Source organism: Terrabacter sp. Root85, assembly GCF_001429185.1.
Taxonomy (GTDB): domain Bacteria; phylum Actinomycetota; class Actinomycetes; order Actinomycetales; family Dermatophilaceae; genus Terrabacter.
Map to the genome: position 1 here is coordinate 140,330 of NZ_LMIW01000014.1, position 15,834 is coordinate 156,163.

At 72.3% G+C, this 15,834-nt stretch carries 14 protein-coding genes; all 14 read left to right on the plus strand.

All coding sequences use genetic code 11. The features are described from left to right. Positions 1-42: 42 nt before the first annotated feature. The 14 genes from rplT to tyrS all read left to right on the plus strand — a co-directional run bounded on the left by rplT (position 43) and on the right by tyrS (position 15,363). Positions 43-444, plus strand: a complete 402-nt coding sequence (rplT, locus tag ASE25_RS21210; protein ID WP_020144696.1) for a 50S ribosomal protein L20 — start codon at positions 43-45, stop codon at positions 442-444. Between the two features lie 49 nt (positions 445-493). Beyond that, positions 494-1,297 (plus strand): RNA methyltransferase, encoded by an 804-nt coding sequence (locus tag ASE25_RS21215; protein ID WP_056776330.1) that lies wholly within the window; start codon positions 494-496, stop codon positions 1,295-1,297. 38 nt (positions 1,298-1,335) lie between these two features. Continuing rightward, the gene (locus ASE25_RS21220; protein WP_056776333.1) at positions 1,336-2,463 is read left to right on the plus strand and encodes an ATP-binding protein; all 1,128 of its coding nucleotides are present in this window, start codon (positions 1,336-1,338) and stop codon (positions 2,461-2,463) included. A gap of 108 nt (positions 2,464-2,571) precedes the next feature. Further along, on the plus strand, positions 2,572-3,681 hold the full coding sequence (pheS, locus tag ASE25_RS21225) for a phenylalanine--tRNA ligase subunit alpha (protein ID WP_056827316.1): 1,110 nt from the start codon (positions 2,572-2,574) through the stop codon (positions 3,679-3,681). Between the two features lies 1 nt (position 3,682). After that, positions 3,683-6,241, plus strand: coding sequence for a phenylalanine--tRNA ligase subunit beta (pheT, locus tag ASE25_RS21230; protein ID WP_056827302.1), 2,559 nt, complete (start codon positions 3,683-3,685; stop codon positions 6,239-6,241). Between the two features lie 43 nt (positions 6,242-6,284). Then, positions 6,285-7,331: an N-acetyl-gamma-glutamyl-phosphate reductase gene (gene argC, locus ASE25_RS21235; RefSeq protein ID WP_056827304.1), complete on the plus strand. Its 1,047-nt coding sequence runs from the start codon at positions 6,285-6,287 to the stop codon at positions 7,329-7,331. Continuing rightward, positions 7,328-8,491 carry a bifunctional glutamate N-acetyltransferase/amino-acid acetyltransferase ArgJ gene (argJ, locus tag ASE25_RS21240; protein WP_056776341.1) on the plus strand — a complete coding sequence of 388 codons (1,164 nt, stop codon included), beginning with the start codon at positions 7,328-7,330 and terminating at the stop codon, positions 8,489-8,491. The genes argC and argJ overlap by 4 nt, the downstream gene beginning before the upstream one ends. Then, a complete protein-coding gene (gene argB, locus ASE25_RS21245; RefSeq protein ID WP_056776344.1) occupies positions 8,488-9,495 on the plus strand; it encodes an acetylglutamate kinase in 1,008 nt (335 codons plus the stop codon). The genes argJ and argB overlap by 4 nt, the downstream gene beginning before the upstream one ends. Continuing rightward, complete coding sequence (locus ASE25_RS21250; RefSeq protein ID WP_082623030.1) at positions 9,492-10,685, plus strand: acetylornithine transaminase; 1,194 nt, start codon at positions 9,492-9,494, stop codon at positions 10,683-10,685. The genes argB and ASE25_RS21250 overlap by 4 nt, the downstream gene beginning before the upstream one ends. After that, on the plus strand, positions 10,682-11,167 hold the full coding sequence (gene argR / locus ASE25_RS21255) for an arginine repressor (protein ID WP_056776346.1): 486 nt from the start codon (positions 10,682-10,684) through the stop codon (positions 11,165-11,167). Before ASE25_RS21250 ends, argR begins: the two co-directional genes overlap by 4 nt. A 66-nt stretch (positions 11,168-11,233) precedes the next feature. Then, positions 11,234-12,724 (plus strand): argininosuccinate lyase, encoded by a 1,491-nt coding sequence (gene argH, locus ASE25_RS21260; RefSeq protein ID WP_082619816.1) that lies wholly within the window; start codon positions 11,234-11,236, stop codon positions 12,722-12,724. 22 nt (positions 12,725-12,746) lie between these two features. Then, entirely contained in the window at positions 12,747-13,385 is a 639-nt protein-coding gene (locus tag ASE25_RS21265; RefSeq protein ID WP_056827319.1) for a DNA-3-methyladenine glycosylase, read from the plus strand. Next, positions 13,382-13,993 (plus strand): DNA-3-methyladenine glycosylase, encoded by a 612-nt coding sequence (locus ASE25_RS21270; protein WP_056827306.1) that lies wholly within the window; start codon positions 13,382-13,384, stop codon positions 13,991-13,993. The genes ASE25_RS21265 and ASE25_RS21270 overlap by 4 nt, the downstream gene beginning before the upstream one ends. A 110-nt stretch (positions 13,994-14,103) precedes the next feature. Then, positions 14,104-15,363, plus strand: a complete 1,260-nt coding sequence (gene tyrS / locus ASE25_RS21275) for a tyrosine--tRNA ligase (RefSeq protein WP_056827308.1) — start codon at positions 14,104-14,106, stop codon at positions 15,361-15,363. Positions 15,364-15,834: the final 471 nt, after the last annotated feature.

Genomic DNA, 15,834 nt, shown 5'->3' on the forward strand with positions numbered 1-15,834 from the left:
AGCAGCAGCAAGCACTGCGTCAAGCAGAGAAGGAGTATTCACGTGGCACGCGTGAAGCGGGCAGTCAACGCCCAGAAGAAGCGTCGAGTCGTTCTCGAGCGCGCCAGCGGCTACCGCGGTCAGCGGTCGCGCCTCTACCGCAAGGCCAAGGAGCAGGTCACCCACTCGCTGGGTTACGCCTACCGTGACCGTCGCGCGAAGAAGGGTGACTTCCGTCGCCTCTGGATCCAGCGCATCAACGCTGCGGCCCGCGCCAACGGCATGACGTACAACCGGTTCATGCAGGGCCTCAAGGCCGCCGGTGTCGAGGTCGACCGCAAGATCCTCGCGGACCTCGCCGTCAACGACGCCCCGGCCTTCGCCGCGCTCGTGGAGCTCTCCCGCGCCAACGTCCCGGCCGCTGTCAACGCAGCCGAGGCGAAGGTCGCCGGCGACGCCGCCTGAGCGACGTCGTCCGACGTCACACCAGCATCTCGAGCGCCGGGACACCCCCGTGCTGACCAACCCCCGATCCGATCGGGTCAAGGCGGTACGGGCGCTGTCCCGGCGCTCGGTGCGTTCCCGCACGGGTGAGTTCCTCGCCGAGGGACCGCAGGCGGTCCGCGAGGCGGTCGCCTTCCGTCCCGAGCTCGTCCGGGACGTCTACGTGACGCCCGAGGCGGCCGACCGGCATCCCGCCATCGTCGAGGCCGCGCGCTCCGCCGAGCTCTGGGTGCACGAGGTGAGTCCCGAGGTGCTCGCCGCGATGTGTGACACGGAGTCCCCGCAGGGGATCGCCGCGGTGTGCCACGTCCTCGACGTGCCGCTGGACGCCCTCCTCGCGGACCTGCCGAACGACGCGCTCGTGTGCGTCCTGACGAACGTCCGCGACCCCGGCAACGCCGGCACCGTCATCCGGGGCGCCGACGCGGCCGGCGCCGACGCCGTCATCGTCAGCGACGCGAGCGTCGACGTCTACAACAGCAAGGTCGTCCGCTCGACCGTCGGGTCCCTGTGGCACCTGCCGCTCAGCCTCGGCGCGTCCGTCCCCGACATCCTCGCGGCCCTGCGCGAGCGAGGGGTCAGGCTGCTCGCCGCAGACGGAGCGGGAACGACCCTCCTCCATGACGCCGACCTCTCCGGTGCCCACGCCTGGGTCATGGGCAACGAGGCCTGGGGCCTGCCGCAGGACGTGCGCGACGCCTGCGACGACGTCGTCCGCGTCCCCATCCACGGCCACGCGGAGTCGCTCAACCTCGCGATGGCCGCGACGATCTGCCTCTACGCCTCGGCCGAGGCACGCCGCACGAGCCGCTGACCGGGCCCTCCGGGCGTGCCCGTGACTATCCTCGGGCCATGACCTCAGTCGACGGCACCGCGGCTCGGCTGCCCGGGTCGGCGGGCGAGATGGCTCCGGTCGCGATGATGGGCGAGCTGCTCCCCGACGGGCTCGTCGTCGTCGGCGCCGACCAGCGCATCCGGTTCGCCAACGCCGAGGCGCTGCGCATCCTCGACTGCGACCATGCCGACCTCGTCGGCCGCACGCTCGACGAGGGGCTGCCCTTCACGGACAAGTACGGCCGGAACTGGTGGGCCCACACCGACCCGTGGAACGGCCTCGCCAGCCGCGCCGGCCACCGCGAGAAGCTGCTCGTCGCGCCCCGGGGCCAGGACGTCCTCGTCACCGCTCGCTACGTGCGGTCCCGACCGGGCGGCACGGTCGAGCGGGTCATGCTCGGTCTGCGTGACGCCGAGGCCCGCCAGCGGGCGGAGCGCGACCAGGCGACCGTCCTGTCGACCGTGGCGCACGAGCTGCGGGCGCCGCTGACGTCGGTGACCGGCTTCACGAGCAGCCTGCTGCGACGGTGGGACCGGTTCACCGATGAGCAGAAGCGCCTCATGATCGAGACGATCGAGGCCGACGCCACCCGCCTGACCCGCCTCATCACCGAGCTGCTCGACATCTCGCGGCTCGACTCCGACAGCCTCAACCTGCGTCGGGGGCCCGTCGACCTCCACGCGCTGCTCACGACCCACGTCGTGCGCTACGAGCTCGGTCGGTCGTCCGGAGTCGTCCAGCTCGGGCTGGGGGAGTCCGCCATCGCGGACGGGCTGCCGGAGATGTGGGCCGACACCGACCGTCTCGAGCAGATCTTCTTCAACCTCATCGAGAACGGCCTGCTGCACGGCGCCGGCAAGGTCACGGTGACCCTGGACCGCGGCGGGGCCCTCGGTGACGCGCCGGAGTCGGTGGTCGTCGAGGTCGACGACGAGGGGGACGGCATACCCCCGTCCGACCGCGAGAAGATCTTCGGTCGCTTCTGGCACGGTCCCTCCAACGCGAGCACGGGCCTCGGGCTCTACGTCGTCCGGGGTCTCGTCGAGGCCCATGGCGGCTCGGTGCTCGTCAGCGACAACGACGCCGGCGGCGCGCGCTTCGTCGTGACGCTGCCGGCCGGCCTGCCCGAGGTCGTCGGCAGCTGACCCGCCGCTGAGCGGATGGCCCCGTGAACCGGTTCGACGCCGCCCCTAGACTGGGCACCCGCACGACAGCCCCCCGTGAACCCGAGCGAGAGCAGCGAACGCACGCCGATGTCCGGACCCAACACGAACTACGACCCGGTCGAGGTCTCCGCGCTCGACCCGGCGAACGTCGACGCAGCGGTACAGGACGCCATCGCCGCGATCACCGCGGCGTCGTCTCTTGACGACCTCAAGGCCGCGCGCATTGCGCACCAGGGGGAGAAGAGCCCGCTGGCCCTCGCCAACCGCGAGATCGGCGCCCTGCCGCCGAGCGCCAAGGCCGAGGCCGGCAAGCGCGTCGGCCAGGCCCGCGGCCGCGTCGGCCAGGCCCTGACCGTCCGGCAGGCCGAGCTCGAGGCCGAGCGCGACGAGCGCATCCTCGTCGACGAGCGCGTCGACGTCACCGTGCCGGCCCTGCGTCGCGAGCCCGGCTCGCGGCACCCGATCGAGCTCGTCGCCCAGCGCCTCGTCGACGCCTTCGTCGGCATGGGCTGGGAGGTCGCCGAGGGGCCGGAGCTCGAGAGCGAGTGGCTCAACTTCGACGCCCTCAACCTCGGGCCCGACCACCCTGCCCGGCAGATGCAGGACACCTTCTTCCTCGATCCGGTCGACTCGGGCCTCGTGCTGCGCACGCAGACGTCACCGGTCCAGATCCGCACCATGCTCGAGCAGGAGCCGCCGATCTACATCGTGGCTCCCGGCAAGGTCTTCCGCACCGACGACCTCGACGCCACGCACACGCCGGTCTTCCACCAGATCGAGTGCCTCGCGATCGACAAGGGCCTGACGATGGCCCACCTGCGCGGCGCCCTCGACGCGTTCGTGCGCATCATGTTCGGCGAGGAGACGCGCACCCGCGTCCGCGCCAACTACTTCCCGTTCACCGAGCCGAGCATGGAGACCGACTTCCTCTGCTTCGCCTGCCACGGCGAGGAGACGTGGGGCAGTGCCGAGCCGTGCCGCACCTGCGGCGGCTCCGGCTGGATCGAGCTGGGCGGCTCCGGCATGGTCAACCGCAAGGTGCTGCGCACCTGCGGCATCGACCCGGACGTCTACTCCGGCTTCGCCTTCGGGCTCGGCATCGAGCGGGCCCTCCAGCTGCGCCACGGGGTCCAGGGGATGCACGAGATCGTCGAGGGCGACGTCCGCTTCTCGCAGCAGTTCGGGATGGGGGTCTGACATGCGTATGCCACTGAGCTGGCTCGCGGAGTACACCGACCTCGCGCCCGGGGCCCGGGGTGCCGACGTGGCCGCCAGCCTCGTCCGCGTGGGTCTCGAGGAGGAGGACCTCCACGGTGGCGACATCACCGGTCCGCTCGTCGTCGGTCGGGTCCTGTCGTTCGAGCTCGAGCCGCAGAAGAACGGCAAGACGATCCGCTGGTGCACCGTCGACGTCGGCCAGAACGGCCAGATGCTGACCGAGGGCAAGCACCAGGAGATCGTCTGCGGTGCCCACAACTTCGAGGTCGGCGACCTCGTGGTGTGCGTGCTGCCCGGTGCCGTGCTGCCCGGCGGCTTCGCGATCTCCGCGCGCAAGACGTACGGCCACGTCTCCAACGGGATGATCTGCGCCGAGGACGAGATCGGTCTGGGGCACGACCACGACGGCATCATCGTGCTCAGCCGGCTGCTGGGCGAGGAGCGCGCGGCGACCCTGAGCCCCGGCGACGACGCGATCGCCCTCCTCGGGCTCGCCGACGAGACCGTCGAGACGAACGTGACGCCCGACCGTGGCTACTGCTTCTCGGTGCGTGGCCTCGCCCGTGAGTACTGGCACGCGCAGGGCAGCCCCGAGGGCGGCTACCGCGACCCGGCCGAGGTCGCGACACCGGCCGCCACCGCAGGTGGCTACCCGGTGGAGCTCAAGGACGACTCACCCATCGACGGCAACGACGGGTGCGACCGCTACGTCGCGCGGATCGTGCGCGGCATCGACCCGACCCGGCCGTCGCCGTCGTGGATGAGCAAGCGCCTGACGCAGATGGGCATGCGTCCCATCTCGCTCGCCGTCGACGTCACCAACTACGTCATGCTCGCCGTCGGGCAGCCGCTCCACGCCTTCGACGTCGACCGGCTCTCCGGCTCGGTCGTCGTGCGCCGGGCCCGTTCGGGCGAGGTGCTGACGACCCTCGACGACGTCGAGCGCACCCTGCACACCGACGACCTGCTCATCACCGACGGTGGTGAGCAGCCGCTCGCCATCGCCGGCGTCATGGGTGGGGCCTCCTCCGAGGTCTCCGACACGACGACCGACGTGCTCATCGAAGCGGCGCACTTCGACCCGACGACCGTCGCGCGCTCGTCGCGCCGGCACCGCCTCATCACCGAGGCGTCCAAGCGCTTCGAGCGCGGCGTCGACCCGAGGGTGACCGCGGCGGCCGCCCAGCTCGCCGTCGACCTGCTCGTCGAGCACGGTGGCGGCACCGTCGACGACGCCGTCACCGACGTCGACCGCACGAGCGAGCGGACGGCATACCTCCTCGACGTCACGGAGCCGGCGCGCATCGTGGGCGTCGACTACCCGCGCGAGCGGGTCGTCGGCATCCTGCGCGACCTCGGTTGCGTCGTCGACGAGTCAGGCGAGGGCACCGACGACACGCACGTCCTCGTGACCCCGCCGTCGTGGCGCCCCGACCTCGTCGACGCGCCCGACTACGCGGAGGAGGTCGCGCGGATCGACGGCTACAACAACATCCCGTCGATCACGCCGACGCCGAGCGACGGCCGCGGCCTGACCCATGCGCAGAAGGCGCGCCGGGTCGTCGCCGACGCGCTCGCGGGTGCAGGGCTCACCGAGGTCCTCAGCTATCCCTTCGTCGCCGAGGAGCTCGCCGACCAGCTGATGCTGCCGGCCGACGACGACCGTCGTCACGCCGTCCGGCTGGCCAACCCGCTGTCGGAGGAGCGGCCGCTGCTGCGCACCTCGGTCCTCGCCAGCCTCGTCGACACGCTGCGACGCAACGTCGCTCGCGGGCGCAAGGACGTCGCGATCTACGAGCTCGGCCTCGTGTTCCGCCCGGGCGGCGCCATCGGCACCGCACCGATCCCGGGAGTCGCCGCGCGCCCCGACGCCGAGACGCTCGAGCAGCTGTATGCCGCCGTCCCCGCCCAGCCACGTCGCGCGGGCATCCTCGCGACCGGACAGGCGGAGCAGGCCGGCTGGTGGGGTCCCGGCCGCGCCGCCGACTGGAGCGACATGGTCGCCGCCGTGCAGACGGTCGCCGCCGCGCTCGCCGTGCCGGTGGTCGTCGCCAACGACCCCGGTCACGCCCCGTGGCACCCCGGCCGATGCGCCCGGATCACGCTCGTCGACGGCACGCTCGTGGGCCACGCAGGGGAGCTGCACCCCAAGGTGGTCGCGGCCCTCGACCTGCCGGAGCGCACGGTGGCCGCGGAGTTCGACGTCGACGTGCTCGTCGCCGCCAGCGCCGAGCCCGTCCAGGCCAGGCCCTTCTCGACGTTCCCGCCGGCGATGACCGACATCGCCCTGCTCGTGGCCGCTGATGTGGCCGCCGCCGACGTCGAGACGGCCCTGAGCTCCGGTGCGGGCGAGTCGCTCGAGTCGGTCGTGCTCTTCGACGTCTACGAGGGGGAGCGCATCGAGGCCGGACACCGGTCGCTGGCCTACCGCCTCACGTTCCGGGCGCCCGACCGGACGCTGACGACCGACGAGGTCAACGACTTCCGCGACGCGGCGGTCGCGGCGGCCGCGTCTGCGACGGGGGCCGTCCAGCGCTGAACCCCCCGAATGCACGAATATGCATGAGCGTGTATAGTCATGCATCGTGATCAGGGCAGCAGTGGCGGGGGCGAGCGGCTACGCCGGAGGAGAGATCCTCCGGCTGCTGCTCGCCCACCCGCAGTTCGAGGTCGGCGCCGTCACAGCGGCCAGCAGTGCGGGTGAACGACTCGGGGGCGTCCACCCGCACCTGGTCCCCCTTGCGGACCGTGTGCTCGAGGTGACCACCGTCGAGACGCTGTCCGGCCATGACGTCGTCTTCCTCGCCCTGCCGCACGGCCACTCCGGGGCGCTCGCCGCGCAGCTGCCCGACTCGGTCGTCGTCATCGACTGCGGGGCCGACTTCCGGCTCGAGTCCGAGTCCGCGTGGACGACCTTCTACGACACGGCGTATGCCGGCTCGTGGCCCTACGGCCTCCCTGAGCTCCCCGGACCGGCGGGCACCGTGGCGCGCGAACGGCTCGCGGGCGCACGCCGCATCGCCGTGCCGGGCTGCTACCCGACCGGCATCTCGCTCGCGCTGGCCCCCGGGTTCGCCGCCGGCCTGCTCGAGGCCCAGGACGTCGTCGTCGTCGCCGCCTCCGGCACGTCGGGTGCCGGCAAGTCGCTCAAGCCGCACCTGCTCGGCAGCGAGGTGATGGGCTCCATGTCGCCCTACGGCGTCGGAGGCGGCCACCGGCACACCCCGGAGATCGAGCAGAACCTCTCCCGCGCTGCGGGCGAGCCCGTCACGGTCTCGTTCACACCGACGCTGGCGCCGATGCCGCGCGGCATCCTCGCGACGTGCACGGCCCGCCTGCGTCCGGGCACCGACCCGGCGTCCGTGCGCGCGGCCTGGGAGGCGGCATACGCCGCCGAGCCCTTCGTCCACGTCCTGCCCGAGGGCTCCTGGCCCGCCACGGCCTCGGTCGTGGGCAGCAACCACGTGCAGCTGCAGGTGGCCGTCGACGAGCGGCTCGGTCGGGTCGTCGTGGTGACGGCCATCGACAACCTCACCAAGGGCACTGCCGGCGCCGCCGTGCAGTGCGCCAACCTCGCCCTGGGTCTCGAGGAGACCCTCGGCCTCCCCGTCGCAGGAGTCGCCCCGTGAGTGGCCACCCGACCGTTCAGCTGCCCGCGGGCTTCCGTGCGGCGGGCGTCACCGCGGGCCTCAAGGCGAGCGGCACCCCCGACCTCGCCCTCGTCGTCAACGACGGTCCGGACCGCCACGCGGCGGCCGTCTTCACGACCAACCGCGTCGAGGCCGCGCCGGTCACGTGGTCGCGCCAGGTCGTCGCCGACGGCCGGGTCGACGCCGTCGTCCTCAACTCCGGGGGCGCCAACGCTTGCACCGGCGCCCAGGGCTTCCTCGACACCCACCGCACCGCCGAGCACGTGGCGGAGGTGCTCGGTGTCTCGGCGGGCGACGTCGTCGTCTGCTCGACCGGCCTCATCGGCGAGCTGCTCCCCATGGACAAGGTCCTCACCGGTGTCGATGCCGCTGCCACCGCCCTGTCCGCCGAGGGCCACGAGGCGGCAGCCGTCGCGATCAAGACGACCGACACGGTGCACAAGGTCTCGACGTACGGGGGCGCCGGCTGGTCGGTGTCCGGCATGGCCAAGGGCGCCGGCATGCTCGCACCGGCACTGGCGACGATGCTCGTCGTCGTGACGACCGACGCCGTCGTCGACCAGGCAGACCTCGACGCCTCGCTCCGCGCCGCGACATCCGTCTCCTTCGACCGCATCGACTCCGACGCATGCATGTCGACGAACGACACCGTCGTCGTCCTCGCCTCCGGGGCCTCGGGCGTCTCCGTCGAGCGGGACGAGCTCACCGAGAGCCTCACCGCCGTGTGCTCCGACCTCGCCCGCCAGCTCATCGCCGACGCCGAGGGCGCCGCACACGACGTCGCCATCGAGGTGGTCGGCGCCGCGAGCACCGACGACGCCCTCGAGGTGGCGCGGTCGGTGGCCCGCAACAACCTCTTCAAGTGCGCGATCTTCGGCAACGACCCCAACTGGGGGCGCGTGCTCGCGGCCGTCGGCACGACGAAGGCCGCCTTCGACCCGACGACGCTCGACGTGACGATGAACGGCGTCCAGGTGTGCCGCGCCGGTGGGGTGGGGGAGGACCGCACCCTCGTCGACCTCGCCCCGCGCGAGGTCCACGTCCTCGTCGACCTGCACGCCGGCCCCGAGGCCGCGACGATCTGGACCAACGACCTGACCCACGACTACGTCCACGAGAACTCGGCCTACAGCACATGACCACCACGAGCACCCGCTCCGACCAGCCCGCCGACCTCCGCGGCCTCATCGACGCCGCGGCCATCCGCGTCGCCGCGGGCAAGGCCGCCACCCTCGTCGAGGCGCTGCCCTGGCTCGAGCGGTTCCGCGGTGCGCTCGTCGTCGTCAAGTACGGCGGCAACGCCATGGTCGACGACGAGCTCAAGGCCGCCTTCGCCGAGGACATCGCGTTCCTCCGGTACGCCGGGCTGCGCCCCGTCGTCGTCCACGGTGGAGGGCCTCAGATCAAGGCGATGCTCGAGCGGGTCGGGCTCGAGAGCGAGTTCAAGGGCGGCCTGCGCGTCACGACGCCCGAGGTCATGGACGTCGTGCGGATGGTCCTGACCGGTCAGGTCGGGCGCGAGCTCGTCGGCCTGCTCAACCAGCACGGTCCCATCGCGGTGGGCCTGTCCGGTGAGGACGCGGCACTGCTCGGCGCGCGGCGCCGCGGCACGGTCGTCGACGGCGAGGAGGTCGACCTCGGCCTCGTCGGGGACGTCGAGAGCGTCAACCCGTCCGCGATCATCGACATCCTCGACGCCGGCCGGGTCCCCGTGGTCTCCACGGTGGCACCCGACCTCGACGTCGAGGGGCAGGTGCTCAACGTCAACGCCGACACCGCCGCCGCGGCGATCGCCGTCGCTCTCGGTGCCGAGAAGCTCGTCGTCCTCACCGACGTCGAGGGCATCTACGCCGACTGGCCCGACCGTGGCTCGCTGCTCTCGACCATCACCGTCAGCGCAGCCCGGGAGCTGCTCTCGCGCGTCGACCACGGGATGGTGCCCAAGCTCGAGGCGTGCATCCGTGCCGTCGAGGGCGGCGTGCCGCAGACCCACGTCGTCGACGGCCGCAAGCCGCACTCGATCCTGCTCGAGATCTTCACCGACGAGGGGATCGGCACCATGGTCCTGCCCGACATCACCGGCTCCGAGCCGACGCCACCGCGCACATCCGGACCACCCGCCACGCCCGAGGAGGACTCATGACCGCCGGCAGCGACCTGATCGGCCGCTACGCCGGAGCCATGGTCCAGGTCTTCGGCACGCCCCAGCTCGTCCTCGCCTCCGGCCATGGCTGCTGGGTCACCGACGTCGACGGCAAGCGCTACCTCGACCTGCTCTCCGGCATCGCCGTCAACGCCCTCGGCCACGGCCACCCGGCCCTCGTGCAGGCCGTGACGAAGCAGGCCGAGTCGGCCATCCACGTGTCCAACTTCTTCACCTCGGAGCCGGCCATCGCGCTCGCCGAGCGCATCCTCGCGGTTGCGGCGGCGCCCGCGGGTTCAGGCGTCTTCTTCGCCAACTCCGGCACCGAGGCGACCGAGGCCGCGATCAAGCTGTCGCGGCGCACGGGTCGCACCCGCATCGTCGCGCTCGAAGGGTCCTTCCACGGCCGGTCCACGGGCGCCCTGGCCCTGACCCACAAGGCCGCCTACCGCGAGCCGTTCGAACCGCTCATCCCCGAGGTCGTCTTCGTCCCGCCGAACGACGCTGACGCCCTGCGGGCGGCGGTCGGCGACACGACGGCAGCGCTGTTCGTCGAGCCGGTCCAGGGCGAGGCAGGGGTCCGCGAGCTGTCGGTCGACTACCTGCGCCTCGCTCGCGAGGTGACCTCGGCTCACGGCGTCCTCCTCGTCGTCGACGAGATCCAGACCGGCATCGGCCGCACCGGCGACTGGTTCGCGCACCAGCAGTCGGGCATCGTCCCGGACGCCATGACGCTGGCCAAGGGGCTCGGTGGTGGCGTGCCGATCGGCGCGCTCGTCACGTTCGGTCCCGACACCACCGCGCTGCTCGCCGCCGGCCAGCACGGCACGACCTTCGGCGGCAACCCGCTCGCGTGCGCGGCCGGCCTCGCCGTCCTCGACACCATCGAGCGCGACCACCTGCTCGAGCACGTCCGCGACGTCGCCGCGCTGCTCGACGACGTCGAGATCGAGGGCGTCAGCGGCACGCGCGGACGCGGCCTGCTGCGGGCGATCGAGCTGGACGGCATACCTGCTCCGGCCGTCATGGCGGCCGCCCGCGACGCGGGCTTCATCGTCAACGCGGTGACTCAGACGGCGCTCCGCCTCGCGCCGCCGCTCGTCATCTCGGCGGACGAGCTCCTGGGCTTCCTCGACGCCCTGCCGGCGATCCTCGAGGCCGCTCACGCGGCGGGGGAGACGACGTCGTGAGCCGCACCCAGCGCCAGCGCCGCATCGTCGAGCTGCTCGGCGCCCACGAGGTGCACAGCCAGGGCGAGCTGTCCGACCTCCTCGCCGCCGAGGGCACCGAGGTGACCCAGGCGACGCTCTCGCGTGACCTCGTCGAGCTCGGCGCCGTCAAGGTCAGGCGCGGCCGCGCCCTGGCGTATGCCGTCCCGGGGGAGGGCGGTGAGGTGGCCGCCGTGGGGTCCATCGGTGACGCCGCCTCGGCCCGTCTGCGTCGCACGTGCGAGGAGCTGCTCGTGTCGGCCGCGGCCGCCGTCAACCTCGTCGTGCTGCGCACCCCTCCGGGCGCGGCCAACTACCTCGCGTCGGCCATCGACCAGACCCGCGACCCCGAGGTGGTGGGCACGATCGCCGGCGACGACACGATCCTGCTCGTGACCGGCAGCGCCGAGCAGGCGAGCGCCGTGGCCGAGCGGCTGCAGTCCCTCGCAGGCACGCGAGACTGAGACCAACTGCACCTGCCGGCCCCTGCCGGCGCCTGCCGCACCCCCACCCACGAGGAGAACCCCGCGATGACCGACCCCACCCACCCGAGCTCCTCCGACGGTCCTGAGGGGGCGGAGGGTGCGCCGGGCGCCGCGGCCGCGCCGGCCGAGCGCGTGAGCCTGTGGGGCGGGCGTTTCGCCGGCGGTCCCGACCAGGCACTGGCCGCACTGTCCAAGAGCACCCACTTCGACTGGCGCCTCGCGCCGCACGACATCGCCGGGTCTCGCGCCCATGCCCGTGTGCTCCACTCGGCCGGGCTGCTCTCCGACGAGCACCTCCAGGCGATGCTCGACGGTCTGGACCGGCTCGAGGCCGACGTCGTGTCGGGCGCCTTCACGCCCGCGGAGGACGACGAGGACGTCCACACCGCTCTCGAGCGCGGCCTCATCGAGCGCGTCGGCCCCGACGTCGGCGGGCGGCTGCGCGCCGGCCGGTCCCGCAACGACCAGGTGGCGACGCTCTTCCGGATGTACCTGCGCGAGCACGCTCGCGTCGTCGGAGGCCTCGTCCTCGACGTCGTCGACGCCCTCGTGTCGCAGGCCGACCGTCATCTCGGCGTCGCCATGCCGGGCCGCACGCACCTGCAGCACGCCCAGCCGGTCCTCCTGTCGCACCACCTGCTCGCCCACGCATGGGCGCTGCTGCGCGACGTCGACCGACTGCGCGACTGGGACGTCCGCGCGAACGCCTCGCCCTACGGGTCCGGGGCCCTCGCCGGCTCCTCGCTCGGGCTGGACCCCGAGGCCGTGGCCCACGACCTCGGCTTCGCTCGCGCCGTCGAGAACTCCATCGACGGCACCGCGTCGCGCGACTTCGTGGCCGAGTTCTCGTTCGTCTCGGCAATGACCGCGGTCGACATCTCCCGGATCGCCGAGGAGGTCGTCATCTGGGCGACCAAGGAGTTCTCCTTCGTCACGCTGCACGACTCGTACTCGACGGGGTCGAGCATCATGCCGCAGAAGAAGAACCCCGACGTGGCCGAGCTGGCCCGCGGCAAGGCCGGTCGTCTCGTGGGCGACCTCGCCGGGCTGCTGACGACCCTCAAGGCGCTCCCGCTCGCCTACAACCGCGACCTCCAGGAGGACAAGGAGCCGGTCTTCGACGCCGTCGACACGCTGGAGGTCCTGCTGCCGGCCTTCTCGGGCATGGTCGACACCCTCGTCTTCGACACCGAGCGCCTCGCGTCCCTCGCGCCGCAGGGATTTGCCCTGGCCACCGACATCGCCGAGTGGCTCGTGCGCCAGGGCGTCCCGTTCCGCGTCGCGCACGAGGTGGCCGGCGCGTGCGTCCGCGAGTGCGAGCCGCGCGGCATCGAGCTGTGGGACCTCACCGACGAGGACTTCGCCCGGATCAGCGAGCACCTGACGCCCGACGTGCGGTCGGTCCTCTCGGTCGAGGGTTCCCTGGCCTCGCGGGACGCCCAGGGCGGCACCGCACCGGTCCGGGTCACCGAGCAGCTGGTGCTCGCGCGCGAGCGTCTCGCCGACGCCCGGACGTGGACCTCGGCGACCGTCTGACCCTGCCGTTAGCGTGCCGTCGGTGAGCCTCGACCACACCCGCCTGCCGCGCTCGTTCTTCGCCAGGCCGTCTGTCGAGGTCGCACCCGACCTGCTCGGGCGACACCTGGCGTTCGGCGGCGTCGTGCTGCGCCTGACCGAGCTCGAGGCGTATGCCGGCGCGCTCGACCCCGGGTCACACGCCTATCGCGGTGAGACGCCGCGCACGCAGCCCATGTTCGGACCGCCCGGGTTCACCTACGTCTACTTCACCTACGGCCACCACTGGTGCGTCAACCTCGTCGTCGGCGAGGAGGGAGCCGCCTCGGCCGTGCTCGTGCGGGCCGGTGAGGTGGTCGCCGGCCATGACCTCGTCCGGTCCCGGCGGGGTCCGGTGCGCGAGCGCGACTGGGCACGCGGACCGGGGCGGGTCGGGCAGGCGCTCGCGATGACCAAGGAGCACACGGGGCTCGACTTCTGCCGACCTCTCGTGGGGGAGCCGATCGACCTCGTCGTGGCCGAGGGCGAGCGGACCCCTCCCGAGCGCGTCGGCGTCGGCCCCCGGGTCGGCGTCAGCGGCCCGGGTGGTGACGGCACCGCCTTCCCGTGGCGCTTCTGGGTCGACGGTGACCCGAACGTCTCGGCCTACCGCCCCGGCGTCGTGCGGCGTCGCCGCGCGTGAGGAGGCTGCCGCGGTCGTTCTTCGCCCGCCCGGTGCTCGACGTGGCCGCCGACCTGCTCGGGCGACACGTCCAGCACGGCGGGGTCACGGTGCGCGTCACCGAGACGGAGGCGTATGCCGGTCTCGTCGACCCGGCGTCACGAGTGCTCAGTCGGCCGACCCGTCACAACGCCCCGGTCTTCGGGCCGCCCGGGCACGCCTTCGTCTACTTCACCTACGGCCACCACTGGATGCTCTGCGTCGTCACGGGCGCCGAGGGCGTCCCCGACGTGGTCCTGCTGCGCGCCGGTGAGGTGGTCGCGGGACACGACGTTGCCGCGGGGCGCCGGCCGGGCGTGCGTGAGCGCGACTGGTGCCGGGGACCGGGACGACTGACCAACGCGCTCGCGGTCACAGGGGCGCTCTCCGGCGTCGACGTGTGCGCGCCCGGATCCGCGCTCGCCCTCGGCGCCGGCGACCCCGCGGCAGGGAAGGCCGTGCGCGCCGGCCCACGCGTGGGCGTGAGCGGCCCCGGGGGCGACGGCGGGGCCTACCCGTGGCGCTTCTGGATCGACGCGGAGCCGACCGTCTCGCCGTACCGTCCCGGGGTCGCCCGACGACGCTCGTGACGCCCGCCATGCGGGACCGCGCGGTACTCGGTGGCCCGGGCGCGGCGGCATACGGCAGGCTGTGTGCCGGTGGGCAGGGAGCCCACCCGAACGAGAGGACACCGATACCCGTGACGGACATCTTCGACGAGCTGCAGTGGCGCGGCCTGGTGGCACAGACCACCGACGAGGCGGCGCTGCGCGAAGCACTCGCGGAGGGACCCCTCACGCTGTATTGCGGTTTCGACCCGAGCGCGCCGTCGTTGCACTTCGGCAACTTCGTCCAGCTGTCGGTCATGCGACGGATGCAGGCTGCCGGGCACCACGTCATCTGTCTCGTGGGGGGGTCCACCGGACTCATCGGTGACCCCAAGCCCGACGCGGAGCGCGTGCTGCAGGACAAGGACACCATCGCGTCCGCGGTGAACCGGATCCAGCAGCTCGTCGGGCCGCTGCTCGACTTCGAGGGCGAGAACGCCGCCGTGCTCGTCAACAACCTGGACTGGACGGCGCCGATGAGCGCGCTCGACTTCCTCCGCGACGTCGGCCGCCACTTCCGCGTCAACCAGATGATCCGCAAGGAGGCCGTGGCGCGCCGACTCGAGAGCGACCAGGGGATCTCCTACACGGAGTTCAGCTACCAGATGCTCCAGGCGCTCGACTACCTCGAGCTGCACCGGAGCCGAGGCTGCACCCTCCAGATCGGTGGCAGCGACCAGTGGGGGAACATCACGGCCGGCGTCGACCTCGTCCACCGGGTCGAGGGCACATCGGTGCACGCGCTCGCGACGCCGTTGCTCGTCGACTCGACGGGCCGCAAGTTCGGCAAGTCGGAGGGCAACGCGGTGTGGCTGAGCGCCGACATGACGAGCCCGTACGTCTTCTACCAGTACTTCCTCAACGTCGAAGACGCATCGGTCATCAGCATGCTCAAGGCGCTCTCGGACCGGTCCCGCGACGAGATCACCGAGCTCGAGCGGCAGGTGGCGGAGGAGCCGTTCCGCCGCGCGGCGCAGAAGGCGCTGGCCGCCGACGTCACGACTCTGGTCCACGGAGCCGACGCGACCGCCTCGGTCCAGGCGGCCTCCGAGGCGCTCTTCGGCAAGGGCGACCTGACCGGTCTGGATGCGTCGACACTGACGGACGCCACGGCCGAGCTGCCCGGCGCTCCCGTGTCCGTGGGGACGTCGGTCGTCGACGCCCTCGTGGCGGTCGGGCTCGTCGACTCGCGGAACGCGGCGAGGCGGGCGATCGGTGACGGCGGGGCCTCGCTCAACAACGTCAAGGTGACCGACCCGGAGCAGGTGCTGGGGGAGGGCGACTTCCTGCACGGGAGCGTCGCGGTCATCAAGCGGGGTCGACGCAACCTGGCGGCGGCGCGACGCGCCTGAGACCTCGCGTGGGTCAGGATCGAGCCGTGCCCCAACTCGGCACCTCCCACGCATCTGGGACTGCTCGATGGGGCGGATTCCGTTGGGCGACAACGGGATCCGCCCCTTCAGTGTCGAGCAGGCGGTCCGAGGTGAGCGGATTTGTGTTTCTCCGGAGGGCCGGGTTAATGTTCTCTTCGTCAGCCCGACAGGGAGCACCGGACACCACCGCCGAGCGAGCGATCGCGACGCGAAGCAGGCCGGTCCCGGGGGTGGCAGAAGGACCGAGGTGCTCGATCTGATCGGGTAGCCTCGGGGAGCAGGACCGCTGACACCAAGCGGGTCGGATCCGGTCGTCCTGAAAGACGCTTCGCGGGTTTGACTCCCAAGCCCCCGGCGGGTAAGTTTGAAGGGTTGCCCCGGAGGCCTCCTCGTTGAGGTGGTTGATGGTGTGTGTCCGATTCTTGAGAACTCAACAGCGTGTCAAAAATC